This is a genomic window from Actinosynnema sp. NPDC004786, assembly GCF_053601135.1.
The window spans coordinates 1-16,920 of the sequence record NZ_JBSGBG010000067.1 but is presented as its reverse complement, the minus strand read 5'-3'; the positions used below and the strand labels follow the sequence as shown (position 1 = coordinate 16,920).

Below are 16,920 nucleotides of genomic sequence, written 5' to 3'. Positions count from 1 at the left end.
CCTAGGCACACCGAGGTCCACCAGCAACGCGCCCCGCCGAAGCGCGGCCGATCGTTCCCGGCACGTGCCCGTGCCGCTCACCGCGTCACGCCCACCGCGACGGCGCGCTGGTGGGCTCGGTGCACGCCCACCGGGTCGTCGCCCGTGCCCCGGTGCGCTCGGCGCGACCACCCTCGGTGCGCTCAGCGCGTCACACCCACCGCGACCACCGGGTCCTCGCCCGTGCCCCGGTCGGCGGGTCTGCCGGTCGTCTTGCGGCAGGTCCGCTCGGCGGCCTGGAGCACGACGTCGAGCAGGCCGGGGAACAGCTCGTCGAGGTCGTCGCGCCGCAGCGACACCCACCGCTGGTTGCCGCGCGCCCTGGTGCGGGTGATGCCCGCCTCCCGCAGCACGCGCAGGTGCTGCGACAACGTGGACTTGGCGACGTCGACCAGCAGCGCGCCGCACAGGCGTTCGCCGTCGGCCTCGATCTGCCGGACCACCGCCAGCCGGGTGGGGTCGCTCAACGCGTGCAGCACCGCGCCCAGCTCGATCGCACCGCGCTCGGGCTCGTCGAAGTTCGGCACTTGGTCGGCACCTCCGGCTCGTCGGGCCTGTCGTCGCAGGGGTGGACCGCTCATGTTCCACCCGTTGCGCGAGGATGAGCGGTCGCGTAGACCTCGCGCAAGGTGTTCACCGTGACCAACGTGTACACCTGCGTGGTCGTCACCGAGGCATGGCCCAGTAATTCCTGCACCACCCGCACGTCCGCGCCGCCTTCGAGCAGGTGGGTGGCGAACGAGTGGCGCAGCGTGTGCGGCGAGACCTCGGCCTCGATGCCCGCCCGTTCGGCGGCCGCCTTCAGCACGTGCCACGCCGTCTGCCGGGACAACCGGCCGCCGCGGGCGTTGAGGAACAGGGCGGGCGTGCCGCGTTTGGCGAGGACGGGGCGGGCGCGCACCAGGTAGGCGTCGAGGGCGTGCAGGGCGGGGCGGCCGACGGGGACGATGCGCTGCTTGCCGCCCTTGCCGTCGAGCAGCACGGTGCGTTCGGCGGCGTCCACGTCGTCCACGTCGAGGCCGACGACTTCCGAGATCCGCGCGCCGCTGGAGTACAGCAGTTCGAGCAGGGCGCGGTCGCGCAGGTGGGCCGGGGTGTCGGTGGGGCCGTCGAGGAGCTTGAGCACGTCGTCCACCGGGAGGGCCTTGGGCAGCCGGCGGGGCGGGGTCGGCGGGTGCACGGCGCGGGCGGGGTCGTGCACGGCGAGCCCTTCGAGGTGGGCGAACCGGTGCAGGCCGCGGACGGCGACGAGGGTGCGGGCGGCGGAGGACGCGGCCAGGCCGGACTCGCGCAGCGTCGCGAGGAAGTCGCCGACCAGGGCCTCGGTGACCTCGGCGAGGTCGTGGACACCCCGCGCCGCCAGGTGCTCGGCGTACCGACGCAGGTCGCGCCCGTAGGAGTCGAGCGTGTTCCGCGCCGTGCCGCGCTCCACCGCGAGGTGGTCCAGGTAGGCGCGCATCGCACGCCCCGCCGGGGTGTCCGCGTGGACCTGACTCGCCCGACCCCCGGCACCCACGCCCGCCCTGCCCGCGGACTCCGCAGCACCGGCGTTCACCCCGCCCGCGGGTTCCTCCGTATCCGCGTCGGTCCCGCCGGGAGTCTCGGCCGCCACGCCGGCAGGCTCCGCATCCGCCTTGCCCACGCGCTCCGCAGCACCGGCGTCCACCCGGCCCGCAGGCTCCGCAGTGCCGACGTTCACCCTGCCCGCAAGTTCCGCAGTGCCCGGCTCGGCCCGACGCGCAGGCCCCGCAGGGGTACCCGCCAAGGGGACCCCTGCTTTTACCTTACCGACGGGGTCCGACAATTCCGGCTCTCCGCCTCCGGCGGGCCCGCTCCGCTCCCGCGCGCTCATCGCCGACCCGTCACCCCGTGCCGTGACCGTCCACCGGGACCGCCACGCACCGCGCCGACCGAACCGCCAACGGCCACCCGAACGCCGTCGGCCGCCACGCCCGGCAGCGCGACCTTCGCCGGCCCCCACGTCGAGGCACGCGGCGCGCCCACCCCGGCCCACTCCCCCGACACCCCGATCACCACCCCGAAAGGGTAGGTCGACCAGCGGGTTCCGGCCCGGCCAGGGGGTCGGGGCTGTTAGCGTCTACCCGTGTCGGAACCACACCAGGTGCGCATCGGCGACCAGCAACGCGAGGACGCGATCAGCGCGCTGAACGACCACTTCGCGGCCGGTCGGCTGGAGATCGGCGAGTACGAGCAGCGCGTCGGCTACGCGTCCGCGGCCCAGTCCGCGCAGGAGCTGGCCGCCCTGTTCCACGACCTGCCGCAGCCGCACCCGACGTTCCTGCCGCCCGGCTACCCGCCGACCGCCGGTTACGCCGCGCCACCGCCGCCCGGCTACCCGACGCCCGGTCAGGGCATCCCCGGCTACGCGCCGCCCGGCTACGCGGACCCGTCCCAGCACTACGGCACGGCGTACGGCTACCCGCCCGGGTTCAACCCGAACGCGCCGTACGGCGTGGACCCGTTGACCGGCCAGCCGCTGTCGGACAAGTCGCGCATCGCGGCCGGCGTGCTGCAGCTCGCGCTGCCGTTCGGCATCGGCCGGTTCTACATCGGCGACACGGCGATCGGCATCGCCCAGCTCCTGACCTGCGGCGGGTGCGGCATCTGGTCGCTCATCGACGGGATCATCCTGCTGGTCAACGGCGGCACGGACAGCCAGGGCCGCAAGCTACGCGACTAGGTTCCGCACGACCATCCACGTGACGGCCAGCGCCACCACCGGCACGCCGACCTTCCGCGACACCGGCGGCATCGGCCGGCCGGCCCGGGCCGCCCGGAACCAGCGCACCCACAGCCACGCCAGCAGCGGCAGCCCGGCCGGCAGCATGACCGCGTTGAAGTGCCAGGCGGCGGCGAGGTCGCCGTGCAGCAGGGCGTGCACCATCCGCGTGGTCCCGCAGGCCGGGCACTGAATGCCGGTCAACGCGTACAGCGGGCACGGCGGCAACAGCGACCCGGGCTGGTTGGGATCCACGACCAGCAGCAGCCCGCACCCGGCCACCGCCGCCGCGGCCACCGCCAACGGCCCCCGCACACCCGCGCCCACCCTCATCCGCCGCTCCCCGAACGCAGAACTCACCCGTCCTGAACGTACGACACACGAGACCCGAACGTACGACTCACGCGTTCTGGAGGTAGGACACGCGTGACGCGAACGTAGGACACGCGGGCGCCGGACGGTACGTCCGGCGCCCGCGGGCGCCGTCAGGAGCGGCGGGCGGCGAAGCGGGTCGGGCGGTCGCGGAACGGGGCGTCGGACGGGCGGCCCCGGCCGCCCGCGGCGACCACGGTGTGCGCGGCCAGCAGCCCGGCCACCGCCGGCCCGTTGACGATGTCCCCGGCCAGCACCATGTCCACCGCCTCGGCCAGCGGGAAGCGCCGGGCCTCCAGGTCGGCCTCCTCCTCGCCCTGCACGTCGCGGTCCACCTCCGAGAGCCCGCGGGCCAGGAACACCCGCACCACCTCGTCGGTGAACCCCGGCGACACGGCCACGTCCACCAGCGTCACCCACTCCGACGCGGCCAGCCCGACCTCCTCGGCCAGCTCCCGCCGCGCGGCGTCCAGCGGCGACTCGTCACCGCCGTCCAGCAACCCGGCCGGCAGCTCCCACAGCCGCCGCCCCAGCGGGTGCCGGTACTGGTCGATCAGCGTCACCGCGCCGTCGTCGTCCAACGCCACCACGGCCACCGCGCCGAGGTGCTCCACCACCTCGCGCGACGCCGTGCCGCCGCCGGGCATGGCGACCTCGTCCACCCGCAGCGCCACGACGCGGCCCACGTGCACGTCCCGCGTCGACACCGTCTCGAACTCGTGCCGGGCGCTCACTGCGCGGCCCCCGCCGGCTCGGGCAGCGGCAGCCGGTCGGCCAGCCGGTAGTCCAGCGCCGCCTTCACGAACGCCGCGAACAGCGGGTGCGGGCGGGTCGGCCGGGACTTCAGCTCCGGGTGCGCCTGCGTGGCCACGAAGAACGGGTGCACGTCGGCGGGCAGCTCGACGAACTCCACCAGCCGCCCGTCCGGCGACGTGCCGGAGAACACGAGCCCCGCGGACGCGAGCCGGTCCCGGAACGCGTTGTTGACCTCGTACCGGTGCCGGTGCCGCTCCGAGACCTCCAGCGACCCGTACGCGTTCGCCACCTGCGACCCCGGCAGCAGCGACGCCGGGTACGCGCCGAGCCGCATCGTGCCGCCCATGTCGCGCTGCCCGGAGACGACGTCCTCCTGGTCGGCCATGGTGCTGATCACCGGCGACCCGGTGTCCTCGAACTCGGCGGAGTTCGCGTCGGCGATGCCCGCGAGGTTGCGCGCCGCCTCGATGACCAGGCACTGCAAGCCCAGGCACAGGCCCAGCAGCGGGATGCCGCGGGTCCGGGCGTGGGTGATCGCGCCGATCTTGCCCTCGATGCCGCGCACCCCGAACCCGCCGGGGATGAGGATCGCGTCGAGCCCGGCCAGGGCGTGGGCCGCACCGGACGGCGTCTGGCACTCGTCGGACGGCACCCACACGATCTCGACCTTGGTGCGGTGCGCGAACCCGCCCGCGCGCAGCGCCTCGGTCACCGACAGGTAGGCGTCGGGCAGGTCGACGTACTTGCCGACCAGGCCGATGCGGACCTTCTCGGACGGGTTGTGCACGCGGTCGAGCAGGTCGCCCCACACGGTCCAGTCGACGTCGCGGAACGGCAGGTCGAGCCGCCGCACCACGTACGCGTCGAGGCCCTCGCCGTGCAGCACCTTCGGGATGTCGTAGATCGACGGCGCGTCGACCGCCGCCACCACGGCCTCGGTGTCCACGTCGCACATCAGGCCGATCTTGCGCTTCAACGAGTCCGGGATCTCCCGGTCGGCCCGGCACACGATGGCGTCGGGCTGGATGCCGATGTTGCGCAGCGCGGCCACGGAGTGCTGCGTCGGCTTGGTCTTCAGCTCGCCGGACGGGGCGAGGTAGGGCACCAGCGACACGTGCAGGAAGAACACGTTGTCCCGGCCCACGTCGTGGCGCACCTGCCGGCACGCCTCCAGGAACGGCAGGGACTCGATGTCGCCGACCGTGCCGCCGACCTCGGTGATCACCACGTCGGGCGCGACGCCGTCGGGCCCCGGCTCGGCCATGGCCCGGATGCGCCGCTTGATCTCGTCGGTGATGTGCGGGATGACCTGCACGGTGTCGCCCAGGTACTCGCCGCGCCGCTCCTTGGCGATGACCTCCGAGTACACCTGGCCGGTGGTGACGTTGGCGTCGCCGGACAGGTCGCGCGCCAGGAACCGCTCGTAGTGGCCGATGTCGAGGTCGGTCTCCGCGCCGTCGTCGGTGACGAACACCTCGCCGTGCTGGAACGGGTTCATCGTGCCCGGGTCCACGTTCAGGTACGGGTCCAGCTTCTGCATGGTCACCCGGAGACCACGTGAGGTGAGCAGCTGACCGAGGCTCGACGCGGTCAACCCCTTGCCGAGGGAGGAAGCCACACCCCCGGTGACGAAAACGTGCTTGGTCGTACGTGCCTGCTGCACCAAGGAGGCTCCCCGTGGTCTGGATGTCCGCTAGGGGCCGGCCGCGGTGGTCCCGCACTGCTCAGCGCCCTGTCCACGGGCCCTAACGCTAACACGCCGCCGGTCACCGAGCGCGCTGGTGGGTGCCGAGTCCAGTCACTCGGATGGCGTAGGACCGGTCGAACACCGGACCACGTGTCCGCGAACCGCTCGGGAACGCCGGGTTCCGCCCCGGCGAACGCGGCGGCTCAGCCTGCCGTTCCCGGCGCGGGGCCTTCGGCGTTGCCCGCCACCCCGTACCGCCCGGCCTTGCCGTCCAGCTGCTCACGCAGCGCGAGCACCACGACCACGCGCCCGGCCGCGGTGTCGGCGTTGTCCACGGTGGACAGCACGGACGTCGCGGCCGTGTCCGCCCGCACCACGCCGACCGGGCCCGTGCCGTCGGCCGAGCCCTCCCCGCCCGCCAGCACGACGCCCGCGCCGGACCGGTCCAGCTGGGCGGCGAACCGCGCCACCACGGCGGCCCGGTCGGCGGCCGAGTCGCCCTCGACCGCGCCCCCGGTCAGCACCACGGCCGTCTGCGCGGGCCGCAGGCCCTGGCCGGCCTTGACGAACCCGGCGCTGGACAGCCCGCCGAGCGCGGCCGCCAGCTCGTCGGGCGTGGCCCGCGGCTGCCCGGTCCGGGGGTCGAGCAGCAGCACGGACCCGAACAGGCCGCCCGCGCGGGTGCCGGGGTCCGCGCCGGTGGGCAGCCTGCTGCCCGCGGGCTGCAACCGGGCGACGAGGTCGAGGAGCTGGTCGGCCTTGTCCGGGTCGGTGAACGCCTCGGTGAGCTGCAGCTCGCCGGTGACCGTCGCGCCGGCCGAGCCGAGCAGCGCGGTCAGCGCGTCGCGGTCGCCGGGCGCGGCGTCGGCGGTGGTGACCAGCACGACGGTCCGCTCGGCCAGGTGCTCCCGCACCGCCTGGGGGCCGACGGAGGCCGCGAACCGGTCGGCGTCGGCGAGGCGGGCGTCCAGGCCGTTGCGCTCCGCCCGCAGCGCGGCGACCTCCCGGCCCAGCGACGTGTTGTCGTCGTTGAGCCCCGACAGCACCCGGCCGCTGATCGCGGTCGAGCCCAGCACCACCCCGACCGCCAGCGCCAGGAACACCGCGGTGACGGAGACGACGTGGTAGCGCAGCGAGATCACCCGGACCACCCCCTGAACCAGTCGACGACGGATCGGATCGCGTCGGCGGCGACGTCGACGTAGGCGCCGCCGAGCCCGGACACGGCGACCGCGGCCGCCATCGCGAGGACCGCGGCCAGCGCCGGCAGCACCACCAGGCCCGTCGAGGTCCGCCCCCGGTGCAGGGTCGCGACCGCGCGGGAGTCCACGAGCTTGTCGCCGAGCTTGAGCCGGGTGAGGAACGTGGACGGCGTGGACCCGGAGTTGCCGCGGTCGAGGAACTCGCGCAGCCCCGCCCGCAGGCCCACGGTCACCACCAGCACCGCGCCGTGCGCCTCGGCCAGCAGCAGCGCCAGGTCCTCGGCGTTGCCCGTGGCGGGGAACGTCACCGCGCCGATGCCGAGGTCCTGGATCCGCTCCAGGCCGGGCGCGTGCCCGTCGACCTGCGCGGGCACCACGACCTCCGCGGCCGACCGCAGCGTGGCGGTGCCGATCCCGTCGGGGTCGCCGACGACGACGTCCGGCGCGTACCCGGCGTCGTGCAGGGTGTCCGCGCCCGCGTCGACGCCGATCAGCACGGGCCGGTGATCGCGGACGTACTTGCGCAGCGCGCGCAGCTCCTCGGCGTGCCGGGGGCCGCCCGCGACGACCAGCACCTCCCGGTCGCGGATCGGCACGTCCAGCTCGGGCACGCCGACGCCGTCGAGGATCAGCGACCGCTCCCGGCGCAGGAACTCGATGGTGTTCGCGGAGAACGCCTCCAGTTGCGCGGCCATGCCCGCCTTGGCCTCGATCAGCGCGTCGGCGATCGACTCGGCGTTCTGCTCGACGCCCCGCGCGACCTCCTTGTCGCCGACGAACACCGCGCCGTCGTGCAGCCGCAGCTTCGTGCCGTCCCGGACCTCCCGCAGCACCGCCGGGCCGACGTCGTCGATCAGGGGGACACCCGCCGCGACCAGCAGCTCGGGGCCGAGGTTCGGGAACCGGCCGGAGATGGACGGCGACGCGTTGACCACGGCCGCCACCTCGGCGTGCACGAGCGCCTCGGCCGTGCGGCGGTCGAGGTCGACGTGGTCGAGGACCGCGACGTCACCGGGGCTCAGCCGGCGCAGCAGGTCGGCCGAGCGGCGGTCGACCCGCGCCACCCCGGTGACGCCTGGCGGTTCGTGGTGCGCGCGGCCGAGCAACCCGGAGAGCTTCATGGACCGATGGTGACCCACGTCGCACGCGACCGGAGGCCAACACGCCGAGCCCGATCGTGGCTGGTCAGTGCCACCGGTGATCCACAGTGGACGTTTATCCCCCGGTAGGGTGACGTCGGTCGTCCGGGGACGGGGAGGCTCCCGGGAACTCCACCACCGGAGGCAGGTGCGCCACCGGGGGCGCGACGGGACCGGGCTGCACCGGACCGGGCGACACCGGACCGGGCTGCGATGGACCGGACTGCGGCACCGGCCCCGGAGCCGCCGGACCGGACTGCGGCACCGGACCGGGAGCCGCCGGACCACCGGGTGGCACGTCCGACCCGGACACCGGCATGGGGAAGCCGAACGGCGGCGTGTCGTCGTCGTCCACCTGGTACACCGACACCCCCGCCGGCCTCGGCGTGCGCGGCGGCCAGTCGTGCGCCAGCACAGCCCCGGCGACCATCGCCACCGAGGCGAGCAGGAGCAGCCAGGCGCCCGCGCCGACGAACTCCTCCGTGGTCACGATCGGCGCGACGTCGACGCTGCCGAAGAGCGTCCGCATCGTCTCCAGCACCGCCCACACCGTGCCGACGACCACCCCGACGGCCGCGAGCACGCCGAACCGGCCGACCGCGGCGAGCAGCGGCGACCGCAGTTGCAGCAGCGCGCCGACCGCGGCCACGACGGCGGCCAGGACGAGCCCGTACCCGTAGACGGGGTACAGGCCGGAACCGAGGTACTCGGTCGGCGGCGGGGGCTCCTGCACGTACTCCCACCCGGTGATCGCCACCAGCCGGCGCACCCCGCCGGGCAGCGGGCCGTTCACCCCCGGCCGCATGGTCGTCTCCACCCCGTACAACGGGAGGAGCGAGCCCAGCACCACGAACAGCGCACCCGCGCCGATGGTGGTGACCGCGATCGCGCGCCGGGTCATGTGCGGTTCTCCTCGGGTCCGGGGACGAACCGAAGTCCGTCCGCGCCGACCACACCAGGTGTACCAGCGGTACCGGCTCCCGCGCCGCCGCCAACCGGCCGACCGCCCACCGCCGGCCGCGTGCGCATCGCCGGCCGGCCGTTCACCCCCGGCCACCGGCACCACGCCGTGGCCGCCCGGTCACGCCCCGGCGGTCGGAGGTTCGCTACGGCGGTCCGGCCCGGTCCCCGGGAGCCGGGCGACCTCGACCTCCGGCGCCGGGAAGCCGAACGGCGGCGTGTCCGTGTCCGCGTCCACCGCGTCGTCGTCCACCCGGTACACCACCGGCCCGTCGGGCCGCGGCTGCGGACGCCGGGCGTGCAGCAGCACCACGCCCACCACCGCGACCAGCACCGACCCGGCCAGCACGGCGATGCCCTCGTCGGCCCGCACGCCCAAACCGGCCTCGTCCTGGGCCTCCGCGTTGCCGACCGCGGACACGACTGCGGCCCCCGTCGCCCACACCGCGCCGAGGAGCAGGCCCGTCCCGGCGATCGCGAGGTAGCGGGCGGCCAGGCGCTGCGCCTCCGGCAGGAACACCAGCGCCGCCGCGATCGCCAGCAGCACCGCCGACACGACGATCGGCACCCCGTACTGGGGGCTCCGCACGATCGGCGACTCCATGCCCACCGGGAGGGTGAACACGTACTCCCAGGACGTCACGTGGACCATGGGCGGCGAGTCGCCGCGGTGGACGCCCTGCGAGTACAACGGCCGGAACGTGCCCGCCACGGCCACCCCGCCGGCCACCACCAACAAGGCCGCGCCGAGCAGCCTTCGGTTCACTTCTTCTTCGCCTTGCGCCGCACCACGGGCACGCTCTCCTTGTCGGCCTTCGCCGCCGCCAGCAGCTCCTCGGCGTGCGCGCGGCCGGTGTCGGTGGAGTCCATGCCCGCGAGCATCCGCGCCAGCTCGACCACCCGCTGCGACTCGTCCAGCCGGCGCACCCCGCTGCGGGTCAGCACGCCGTCCGCGGTCTTGTCCACCACCAGGTGCCGGTCGGCGAACGCCGCCACCTGCGGCAGGTGCGTCACCACGATCACCTGGTGGCTGCGCGCCAACCGGGCCAGCCGGCGTCCGACCTCGACCGCCGCCCGGCCGCCGACCCCGGCGTCCACCTCGTCGAACACCAGCGTGGGCACCGGGTCGGAGTGCGACAGCACGACCTCCAGCGCCAGCATCACCCGCGACAGCTCACCGCCCGACGCGCCCTTGTGCACGGGCAGCGCGGGCGCGCCGGGGTGCGCGATCAGCCGCAGCTCCACGTCGTCCACCCCGCTGGACCCGGCGTGCAGCAGCTGCCCGTCCACGTCCAGCGCCTGCGGGTCGCCCGGCTCGGCGGGCCGGGGCCGCACCGCGACCTCGACCGTGGCGTGCGGCATGGCCAGGCCCGTCAGCTCGTCCGACACCGCCCGGCCCAGCTCCTCGGCCGCGGCCAGCCGCTCGGCGGTCACCCGCCGGGCGTACCCGGCCAGCTCCACCGCCAGCTCGTCGCGCCGCGCGGCCAACGCCGCCAGCGCCTCGTCCGACGTGTCCAGCCCGGACAGCCGCGAGGACGCGTCCCGCGCCCACGCGATCACCCCGTCCACGTCGGCGGCGTACTTGCGGGTCAACGACTTCAGCTCGGCCTGGCGCGCGAGCACCTGCTCCAGCCGCGCCGGATCCGCGTCCAGGTGCTCCAGGTAGGACGCGATCTCCGCGCCCACGTCGGCCAGCAGCGTCTCCGCCTCCACCAGCCGCGGCTCCAGCTCGCGCAGCTTCGGGTCGTCCGACGCGGTCAACCGCCGCCGGGCCTCGCCGATCAGGCCGAGCGCGCCCGGCACGTCCGGGTCGCCGTCGGGCGAGCCGGACACCGCGTACTGCGCCCCCGACGCCGCCTCCCGCAGCTGGTCGGCGTCGGCGAGCCGGCGCGCCTCGGCGACCAGCTCCTCGTCCTCGCCCGGCTTCGGGTCGATCGCCTCGATCTCGGCCAGCCCGTGCCGCAGCAGCTCGGCCTCGCGGGCCAGCTCGTGCGACCGCGCGGTGCGCTCGGCCAGCTCGGTCGCCACCCGCAGCCACTCGTCGCGGACCTTCCGATAGCCGCGCAGCGGCTCGGCGACCTCGTCACCGGCGAACCGGTCGAGCACCGACCGCTGCTCGGCGGGCCGCAGCAACCGGAGCTGGTCGTTCTGCCCGTGCACCGCGAGCAGCTGCTCGGCCAGCTCCGACAGCACGCCCACCGGCACGGACCGGCCGCCCAGGTGCGCCCGGGACCGGCCGTCGGCGCCGACGGTGCGGACCGCGATCACGCTGCCGTCGTCGTCGGGCTCGCCGCCGACCTCCTCGGCGACCTTCGCCGCCGGGCTGCCCGCGGGCGCGACGAACCGGCCCTCGACCACCGCCTTGTCCGCGCCGTTGCGCACGCGGGACGCCTCGGCCCGGCCACCGCCCAGCAGGTGGAGCCCGGTGACGACCATGGTCTTGCCCGCCCCGGTCTCGCCCGTCACCACGGTGAAACCGGCATCGAGCTCAAGGGTGGCCTCGTCGATCACACCGAGGCCCTGGATGCGCATCTCGGCCAGCACGCCCGGAACACTACTGGGCGACGCGGGCAAAGCGTGTGCTCGGGGGCCGGTGTCCGGTAGTTGATCTCGCCGGCCTCAGTGGGCCGACGGGCCGCGCCACCCCTGCACCGGCAGCTCGAACTTCTCCACCAGCCGGTCGGTGAACGGACCCGGCCGCAGCCGGATCAACCGCAGCGGGGTGCGGCCGCCCACCACCTCGACCCGCGCGCCCGGCGGCAGGTTCACCGTGCGGCGGCCGTCCGCGCACAGCACCGCCGGGTGGCCCTCCGGGTCGACCTCCAGCGCCACCACGGACGCCGGCGACACCACCAGGGGCCGCGCGAACAGGGCGTGCGCGTTGCTCGGCACGACCAGCAGCGCCTGCACGTCCGGCCACACCACCGGCCCGCCCGCGGAGAACGCGTACGCCGTCGACCCGGTCGGGGTCGCCACCAGCACGCCGTCGCAGCCGAACGCCGACACCGGCCGCCCGTCCACCTCCACCACGACGTCCAGGATCCGCTCGCGGGTGCTCTTCTCCACGCTGGCCTCGTTGAGCGCCCACGTGCCCTCCAGCACCTCGCCGTCGACCGACGCCGTCACGTCGAGCGTCATCCGCTCCTCGACGTCGTAGTCCCGGTCCACGACGTGCGTGATCGCCTCGTACAGCGCGTCGGAGTCCGCCTCGGCCAGGAACCCCACCCGGCCCAGGTTCACCCCGAGCACCGGCACCCCCGCCGCCCGCGCCAGCTCGGCCGCCCGCAGCAGCGTGCCGTCGCCGCCGAGCACGAACACCAGCTCGGTGCCCTCGGCGGCCTTGTCGTCGGCCGGCACGACCTGCGCGTAGCACGTCGGGTCCAGCTCGGGCGCTTCGTCCTCCAGCACCCGCAGCCGCACGCCGCCCGCCGCGAACCGCGCCGCGACCTCCTGGGCGACCAGCACGTTGCTGCGCCGCCCGGTGTGGACGACCAGCAGGATCTCCCTCGTCACCGGACCGTCCTCACTAAGGGCCTGCTCACCGGAGCCTGCTCACTGGGGGCCTTCCCACTCGGGCCTCCTCATCGGGGCCTCCTCGAACGCGGGCCTCCTCATCGGAGGCATCGTCATCGGGAGCCTGCTCACCGGGGGCCTTCCGCCACGGCCGCGCGCACGAGCGCGGCGGCGTCGGCCGCGTCGAGGGGTTCACCCCGGCGCAGCCACACGAAGAACTCGACGTTGCCCGACGGTCCCGGCAGCGGGCTCGCGGTGACGCCGTGCAGGCGCAGGCCGAGCCCGGCGGCCGACGCCACCACGTCCAGCACCGCCTCCGCGCGCAGCTCCGGGTCCCGCACCACGCCGCCCGAGCCCAGGCGTTCCTTGCCGACCTCGAACTGGGGCTTCACCATCGGCAGCAGGTCGCCGCCCTCGTCCAGGCAGGAGGCCAGCGCCGGCAGCACCAGCCGCAGCGAGATGAACGACAGGTCCGCCACCACCAGGTCGACCGGGCCGCCGATGTCCTCGGGGGTCAAGGACCGCACGTTCGTCTTGTCCTTGACCACGACCCGGTCGTCGGTGCGCAGCCGCCAGTCCAGCAGGCCGCGGCCCACGTCGGCGGCCACCACCTGCCGCGCGCCCGAGCGCAGCAGCACGTCGGTGAACCCCCCGGTGGACGCGCCCGCGTCCAGGCACCGCCTGCCCGCCACGACCACCCCGTCGAACGCCTCCAGCGCGCCGACGAGCTTGTGCGCGCCCCGCGAGGCGTAGTTCGGGTCGTCGGTCTCGCGGACCACCAGCGCGGTGTCCAGCTCGACGGCGGTCGCGGGTTTCGTGGCCACCGAGCCCCGCACGGTCACGCGGCCCTCGGCGACGAGTTGGCTCGCGTGCTCCCGTGACCTGGCCAGCCCGCGGCGGACCAGTTCGGCGTCCAGCCGAGCCCTGCGCGGCACCGGTCAGACCTTGTCGATGCTGGACAACGCGGCCGTCAACGCCGTGTGCGCGTCGTCGAACCGGGCCACGTGCTCGACCACGTCGAGCGCGTCCAGCCCGTCGAGACCGGCCAGGGCGTCGTCGATCCCGGCCACGGGATCACGGGGCGGGCCGGGGAGGGGGACCTCGAAGCTCACAGGAATCAAGGTAGCCGATGCAGCGCGGACAGGTCCGCCGCCACGTAGGTCGGCCGCCGGTCCTCGGGCAGGGCCGTCGCCTCGGCTTCGGTGGACACGCCGGTGAGCACCAGCAGCGAGTCCATGCCCGCGTTGACCGCGCCCGCGATGTCGGTGTCCAACCGGTCGCCCACCACCAGCGGCCGCTGCGCGCCCGCCGACTTCGCGGCCTGCTCCAGCAACGGCGTGGCCGGCTTGCCCGCCACCAGCGGCTCCCGGCCCGTCGCCGTCCGCAGGGCCGCGACCAGCGACCCGTTGCCCGGCAGCAGACCCCGTTCGGTCGGCAGCGTCGCGTCCACGTTGCACGCGATCCAGTGCGCCCCGCCCTGGCGGATCGCCACGCACGCCTCGGCCAGCTCGCGCCAGCCCAGGTCCTGGGAGAGGCCCTGCACGACCGCCCGCGCGTCCTCGGCGCGGTCCGTCGGCTCGTAGCCGCGCAGCCGCACCTGCTCGGCCAGCGCGTCCGTGCCCAGGACCAGCACCGGCACGCCGCGCGGCACCAGGTCGAGCAGCATGGCCGCGCCCGCCTGGGCGCTCGTGCTCACCTCGTCCAGCGCGGCGTCGAACCCCAGCTCGGTCAGGTGCTCGGCGACCGTCTCCGGCGACCGGGAGGCGTTGTTGGTGACGAACCGGATGCCGGTGCCGTGCGCGCGGGCGGCGGCGACCGCCTCGACCGCGCCCGGCACGGCTTCCCGCCCCCGGTAGACCGTCCCGTCGAGGTCGAGCAGCAGGGCGTCGTAGCGGTCCAGCAGCACAGGCTTCTCCGTTCGGGAATCTTCCGGTCGCACACAGTCTGGAGGCTCGGCACCGCGTGGTGCCGAGCCTCCGGGTGTGACTTCGGTCGGGCCCGCTCAGTCCTGCGGGCTGAGGTCGAACGCGCGCTCGGCGGCGTCGGTCTCGTTGTCGTCGTCGGCCTGCGCCGCGTTGAGGAACCACTTCACGGCTTCCTCGGTGCGACCGGCCGCGGCCAGGTTGTCCGCGTAGGCGTAGAACAGGCGGGCGCTCCACGGCTCACGCCGCTTCTCGTCCAGGTCGTCGCCCTGCAGGGCCACCACCGCCGCGTCCAGCTGCCCCATGTCCCGCCGCGCGCCCGCCGCGACGATCCGCAGCTCCACCGCCTCGTCGGGGGACAGCAGCGCCACCTGTGCCTCACGAGCCAGCTCGATGGCCCGCTCGGGCCGCCCCAGCGCCCGCTCGCAGTCGGCCATCACCGCGACGTGCCCGGCGCCGTGCGACATGCGCCGCGCCGCCCGCAGCTCCGACAGCGCCTCGGCCCACTCGCCCGCGTGGTAGGCGGCCAACCCGGCGGCCTCCCGGACCACCGCGACCCGCGCCGCCTTCGACCGCGCGTACCGGGCGTGCTCCAGCGCCAGCTCGGGCTCGCTGTCGATGAGCATGCCCGCCGCCGCCAAGTGCCTGCCGACGATCTCCGCCAGGCCCTTGGGCAGGCCGCGCAACTCCTGCTTCACCTCGGGGTCGAGGATCGAGATGTCGGCGTCCTCGGGCAGCTCGGGCGTGCGGGCGCGGGTGAACACCCGCTCCTCCCCGTCGACCGCGTCCTCCGAGCCCCGGGAACCCTCGGCGACGTCCTCGCCCGCGGCCTCGGCGGCCTCGGCGGCCTCCGAGCCCCCGGCCCCCGCCTCGTCCTCGGTCTCCACAGCCCCGGGCACGGCAGCCCGGGACGGGGCGGCGTCAGCCTCGACGGCCCCGCCTTCCCCGGCCTCCGCCCGGCCCTCGGCCGCGTCCAGCGCGGCGTCCGCGCTCACATCCACATCAGCCGCGGTGTCATCAGCCACCGTGACGTCGGCCGCGCCGGTGCCGGTCGCGGTGTTGTCGGTCGCGGTGACATCGGCTGCGACATCGGCTGCGGTGACGTCAGCCGTGGTCTCCTCGGTGACCTGCCGGTCGTCGGTCTGCGCGACCCGCTCCTGGAACCGCGCGGCCCGATCACGACTCCGCGCGTCCCGCCGGTCGCTCCCCGGCTTCTCGTAACGCGGCCGGTCGTCCCGCCGCTGGTACCCGGCGCGGTCGTCCCTACGGGGGTAGCCGCCGCGTTCCCGGTCGTCCCGGCGCTGATAACCGCCACGGTCGTCACGCCGCTGGTACCCACTGCGGTCGCCACCGGCGCGGTCGTCCCGACGCGGGTACGCGCCCCGGTCACGGTCGCCACGCGGCCGGTCGCCACCCCGGTCGTCCCGACGCGGGTAGCCGGTGCGCTCACCACCCCGGTCGTCACGGCGGTCATCGCGCCGCTGGTAGCCGCCCCGATCGTCCCGCCGCTCGTAACCGCCACGGTCATCCCGGCGCTGGTAGCCACCGCTGTCGTCGCGCCGCTGGTAACCGCCGCTGTCGTCACGGCGCGGGTAGCTGCTGCGCTCACCGCCGCGGTCGTCCCGGCGGGCGTACCCACCGCGGTCCCCACCGGTGCGATCCCCGGCCGGCCGGTCATCGCGTCGCGGGTAACCGCCCCGCTCGCCCCGGTCGAAGCCCCGATCGTCCCGGCGCTGGAAACCGCCCCGGTCGTCGCGCCGCTGGTACCCACCGCGATCATCACGTCGCTGGTAGCCCCCGCGGCTGTCGGATCGCTGATAGCCGCCGCGCTCACCGCGATCCCGGTCGTCCCGACGCTCGAACCCGCCACGATCGTCACGCCGGTCGAACCCGCGGTCGTCCCGACGCTCGAAGCGGGGGCGTTCACCGCGGTTGTCGTCGCGCCGGAACCCGCCCCGGTCACCGGAGCGGTCGTCGCGGCGAGGGCCACCCCGGTCGTCACGGCCACGGTCATCGCGGCCGCGGTCGTCACGGGGCCGGTCGTCACGGGGCCGGTCGTCACGCGGGCGGTCGTAGCGGGGCCGGTCACCGGAGTCCCGGCGGAAGCCACCACCCCGGTTGTCGTCCCGTCGCGGAGCACCGCCACGGTCGTCACGGGGCTTGTCGTAGCGCGGGCGCTCGCCTCGGGAATCGTCACGGCGGTCGCCGCCACGAGGCTTGTCATAGCTCGGCCGGTCGTCCCGGCGCGGATAACCGCCGCCAGACCGCTCGCCCCCACCACGGGCGTCACGGCCACCACTGCTCGGCTTGCGGCTTCCCTGGGCACGGCCACCGTCGTCGGATCGGCGCGGTCGGTCTCCCTGGCCACGCTGACGGTCGCCGGGTCGATCCCCGAACCTGGACACTAACTCCTCCTACTGTGGACACGCCGAAAGGGCTTGCGGGAGAGCACATGTCACTGTGCCCCCACCACAAGCCCTTTCAGGGAAGAATGTTCGGCGGCGTCCTACTCTCCCACACCCTCACGAGTGCAGTACCATCGGCGCTGGAAGGCTTAACTACCGGGTTCGGAATGGGACCGGGTGTTCCC

17 protein-coding genes and 1 rRNA gene are annotated in these 16,920 nt (G+C 75.0%); 2 read left to right on the top strand and 16 right to left on the bottom strand.

What is annotated here, in order from left to right; genetic code table 11:
* Positions 1–182 precede the first annotated feature (182 nt).
* Positions 183–566, bottom strand: coding sequence for an ArsR/SmtB family transcription factor (locus ACWEFJ_RS36320; RefSeq protein WP_378091902.1), 384 nt, complete (start codon positions 564–566; stop codon positions 183–185).
* A 50-nt stretch (positions 567–616) separates the two neighbouring features.
* Positions 617–1,498, bottom strand: a complete 882-nt coding sequence (xerD, locus tag ACWEFJ_RS36315) for a site-specific tyrosine recombinase XerD (protein WP_449716548.1) — start codon at positions 1,496–1,498, stop codon at positions 617–619.
* 645 nt (positions 1,499–2,143) lie between these two features.
* Here xerD and ACWEFJ_RS36310 point away from each other — a divergent pair.
* Positions 2,144–2,740 (top strand): DUF1707 domain-containing protein, encoded by a 597-nt coding sequence (locus ACWEFJ_RS36310; RefSeq protein WP_378091898.1) that lies wholly within the window; start codon positions 2,144–2,146, stop codon positions 2,738–2,740.
* Here the strand turns inward: ACWEFJ_RS36310 and ACWEFJ_RS36305 are convergent.
* From ACWEFJ_RS36305 to ACWEFJ_RS36245, 13 genes are all read right to left on the bottom strand, one after another.
* Positions 2,729–3,139 carry a DUF2752 domain-containing protein gene (locus ACWEFJ_RS36305; RefSeq protein WP_449716547.1) on the bottom strand — a complete coding sequence of 137 codons (411 nt, stop codon included), beginning with the start codon at positions 3,137–3,139 and terminating at the stop codon, positions 2,729–2,731. The genes ACWEFJ_RS36310 and ACWEFJ_RS36305 overlap by 12 nt on opposite strands.
* Positions 3,140–3,264: 125 nt before the next feature.
* Entirely contained in the window at positions 3,265–3,885 is a 621-nt protein-coding gene (locus ACWEFJ_RS36300) for an NUDIX domain-containing protein (RefSeq protein WP_378091894.1), read from the bottom strand.
* Entirely contained in the window at positions 3,882–5,570 is a 1,689-nt protein-coding gene (locus ACWEFJ_RS36295) for a CTP synthase (RefSeq protein WP_378091892.1), read from the bottom strand. Before ACWEFJ_RS36295 ends, ACWEFJ_RS36300 begins: the two co-directional genes overlap by 4 nt.
* 227 nt (positions 5,571–5,797) lie before the next feature.
* Positions 5,798–6,736 (bottom strand): copper transporter, encoded by a 939-nt coding sequence (locus ACWEFJ_RS36290; RefSeq protein ID WP_378091890.1) that lies wholly within the window; start codon positions 6,734–6,736, stop codon positions 5,798–5,800.
* Complete coding sequence (gene steA, locus ACWEFJ_RS36285; protein WP_378091888.1) at positions 6,733–7,917, bottom strand: putative cytokinetic ring protein SteA; 1,185 nt, start codon at positions 7,915–7,917, stop codon at positions 6,733–6,735. Before steA ends, ACWEFJ_RS36290 begins: the two co-directional genes overlap by 4 nt.
* A 94-nt stretch (positions 7,918–8,011) precedes the next feature.
* Positions 8,012–8,836 (bottom strand): hypothetical protein, encoded by an 825-nt coding sequence (locus ACWEFJ_RS36280; protein WP_449716546.1) that lies wholly within the window; start codon positions 8,834–8,836, stop codon positions 8,012–8,014.
* Positions 8,837–9,016: 180 nt separating this feature from the next.
* The gene (locus ACWEFJ_RS36275) at positions 9,017–9,661 is read right to left on the bottom strand and encodes a hypothetical protein (protein WP_449716545.1); all 645 of its coding nucleotides are present in this window, start codon (positions 9,659–9,661) and stop codon (positions 9,017–9,019) included.
* Positions 9,658–11,439, bottom strand: a complete 1,782-nt coding sequence (recN, locus tag ACWEFJ_RS36270) for a DNA repair protein RecN (RefSeq protein WP_449716544.1) — start codon at positions 11,437–11,439, stop codon at positions 9,658–9,660. The genes ACWEFJ_RS36275 and recN overlap by 4 nt, the downstream gene beginning before the upstream one ends.
* A 75-nt stretch (positions 11,440–11,514) precedes the next feature.
* Positions 11,515–12,408 carry an NAD kinase gene (locus ACWEFJ_RS36265; RefSeq protein ID WP_378091880.1) on the bottom strand — a complete coding sequence of 298 codons (894 nt, stop codon included), beginning with the start codon at positions 12,406–12,408 and terminating at the stop codon, positions 11,515–11,517.
* 128 nt (positions 12,409–12,536) lie between these two features.
* Positions 12,537–13,343: a TlyA family RNA methyltransferase gene (locus ACWEFJ_RS36260; RefSeq protein WP_378091878.1), complete on the bottom strand. Its 807-nt coding sequence runs from the start codon at positions 13,341–13,343 to the stop codon at positions 12,537–12,539.
* 3 nt (positions 13,344–13,346) lie between these two features.
* Positions 13,347–13,520 carry a hypothetical protein gene (locus tag ACWEFJ_RS36255; protein WP_181320489.1) on the bottom strand — a complete coding sequence of 58 codons (174 nt, stop codon included), beginning with the start codon at positions 13,518–13,520 and terminating at the stop codon, positions 13,347–13,349.
* Positions 13,521–13,525: 5 nt separating this feature from the next.
* Positions 13,526–14,314 carry an HAD-IIA family hydrolase gene (locus ACWEFJ_RS36250; RefSeq protein WP_378091876.1) on the bottom strand — a complete coding sequence of 263 codons (789 nt, stop codon included), beginning with the start codon at positions 14,312–14,314 and terminating at the stop codon, positions 13,526–13,528.
* A 96-nt stretch (positions 14,315–14,410) separates the two neighbouring features.
* Positions 14,411–15,028: a hypothetical protein gene (locus tag ACWEFJ_RS36245; RefSeq protein ID WP_449716543.1), complete on the bottom strand. Its 618-nt coding sequence runs from the start codon at positions 15,026–15,028 to the stop codon at positions 14,411–14,413.
* Between ACWEFJ_RS36245 and ACWEFJ_RS36240 the strand changes: the two genes are divergently transcribed.
* Entirely contained in the window at positions 14,972–16,738 is a 1,767-nt protein-coding gene (locus ACWEFJ_RS36240; RefSeq protein WP_449716542.1) for a hypothetical protein, read from the top strand. The genes ACWEFJ_RS36245 and ACWEFJ_RS36240 overlap by 57 nt on opposite strands.
* A gap of 85 nt (positions 16,739–16,823) precedes the next feature.
* Here ACWEFJ_RS36240 and rrf read toward each other — a convergent pair.
* A 5S ribosomal RNA gene (gene rrf / locus ACWEFJ_RS36235) occupies positions 16,824–16,920 on the bottom strand; the annotation flags it as partial.

What these genes read in the sequence shown, in the direction of transcription:
- xerD (WP_449716548.1), bottom strand. Translation starts at nt 1,498, where the DNA reads ATGCGCGCCTACCTGGACCACCTCGCGGTGGAGCGCGGCACGGCGCGG.
- steA (WP_378091888.1), bottom strand. Translation starts at nt 7,917, where the DNA reads ATGAAGCTCTCCGGGTTGCTCGGCCGCGCGCACCACGAACCGCCAGGC.
- ACWEFJ_RS36280 (WP_449716546.1), bottom strand. Translation starts at nt 8,836, where the DNA reads ATGACCCGGCGCGCGATCGCGGTCACCACCATCGGCGCGGGTGCGCTG.